2 protein-coding genes are annotated in these 1965 nt (G+C 46.1%); both read left to right on the forward strand.

The window, feature by feature from the left end:
* The coding region (locus AOQ29_RS06930; RefSeq protein ID WP_114675010.1) for a homoserine dehydrogenase at positions 1-1025 on the forward strand (1025 nt) is incomplete at its 5' end.
* The gene (gene thrB, locus AOQ29_RS06935) at positions 1019-1900 is read left to right on the forward strand and encodes a homoserine kinase (RefSeq protein WP_061993752.1); all 882 of its coding nucleotides are present in this window, start codon (positions 1019-1021) and stop codon (positions 1898-1900) included. The genes AOQ29_RS06930 and thrB, both read left to right, overlap by 7 nt.
* Positions 1901-1965: the final 65 nt, after the last annotated feature.

Raw genomic sequence — 1965 nt, forward strand, 5'->3', positions numbered from 1 at the left:
TCGTTGAAGTTGCTGGCGGAACTGGATCAGCTAAAAACTGGATTTCCCAAGCTTTAGCAAGCAAGAAGCCCGTTATCACGGCAAACAAAGACTTAATTGCTACAGCCGGACTTGAATTACAAGATATCGCCACCAAGGCCCAAGTTCCCCTGTTATATGAAGCTGCCGTTGCTGGTGGAATTCCAATTATCAGTACCCTTCGTCAGTATTACCGAACGGATACCATCCGTTCATTAACTGGAATTGTCAACGGAACCACCAACTTTATGTTGACTCAGATGGCTCAAAATGGTCTTTCTTATGACCAAGCTCTCAAGCAGGCTCAAGACCTTGGTTTTGCTGAAGCTGACCCTACCAATGATGTTGCCGGCTATGATGCAAGCTTTAAGGCTCTGATTTTGGCTCGCCTAGTTTTTGGCGTTCAGGCCAACCTAACTGACATCAAAATTACCGGTATTCAAAAGATCACCGCAAATGACATCGCCGCCGTCAATGTTTTAGGTGGTCAAATTAAGTTGCTCTTTGCAATTGACCAGGTCAATGCAGACCAAGTCAGCCTCTTTGTGGCACCCCAAGTCGTAACAGGCGATTCACTACTCGCCCAAGTTCACAACGAAAATAATGCCATCGCCGTTAATAGTGACAACCTTGGTCAAGCCTTGTACTACGGTCCTGGTGCCGGTGCCCGACCAACTGCCCAAGCAGTCCTAGCCGATATCATTGAGGCAGCCTTTGCTCCTAAAGAAGCTCGCCAACCGGCACCAATCAAGTCAATGACTCTAACAGCACCACACGCTCAAGCCTACTGCTGGATTATGAACGAACCCACCCCAGCAACCTCACCTAACCTGGCCCCCGAATTAACAGCTTTAATTAGCCAACAAGGGAACCATGAAATTAACGAAAACACCAGCCAATTGGTGGTCTTTACCAAGGAATTAACTCAAGACCAACACAACCAATTGCTATCCGCCTTTAGTACCAATCACTCATTAAGTCAGGAGTTTGTGATTTCCCCATGTTAACAATTACTGTTCCAGCAAGTTCTGCTAACCTCGGCCTTGGTTTTGATTGTCTCGGTTTAGCACTTGATTTTAATTTGACCCTGACCTTGGGTGAAGCACGTTCATCCTGGCTGGTTCACCACCCTTACGGGCCAGAAGTACCAACTAACGAAGAAAACCTAGTTATTGAAACGGCCTTAATGGTCGATCCAAGTATCCAGCCATATGAGATTACCGTTACCAGTCAAATTCCATTAGCCCGCGGTCTTGGTTCATCATCTTCTGCCCTTGTTGCCGGACTAGCTCTTGGCCACTGGTTGGCTGAAGGAAAAATCGATAAGGAACAAATTTTCCAGGAAAGTGCCGCATTAGAAGGTCATCCCGATAATGTAGCTCCGACAATTTTTGGTGGTCTACAACTAACCGGTGAAACAGCAACGGGTGTGAAAACTACGGCGTTGCCTTTCCCAAATGATTTAGCCGCATTGACCTTCATCCCAAATTATCCATTGAAAACTGCTGAAGCACGGGCGGCCTTGCCAGCGCAGTTACCTTTAAAGTCTGCTGCTTTGCAAAGCCAACGATTAGCTAACTTAGTTGTAGCCTGTTACGAGGGCGATACCCGTGCCCTTCAACACTTAGTTGAAGGCGACCATTTACACGAACCCTTCCGGGCATCATTAGCACCAGAATTTTTAACAATTCGTGCAGAACTCCATCGACTTGGCCTTGCCGGAACCTACCTATCGGGGGCGGGCCCAACTGTCGTATCATTGATTAATAAAACTCAGGCTCAGCCAATTGAAAAAGCAATTAATCAATTAGACCTTGATGGCCAACTTGTTTTACTACCCATCCAATCGTCCGGCTTACAAATTAACAAAACCAACGATTAATATTAGTCTTTTAATTAATTTTATAGAGAGAAACTTGAGAGGAGTGTCGGCCTTTGGCCGACGAT

The organism is Fructobacillus ficulneus (assembly GCF_001047075.2).
Classification (GTDB): domain Bacteria; phylum Bacillota; class Bacilli; order Lactobacillales; family Lactobacillaceae; genus Fructobacillus; species Fructobacillus ficulneus.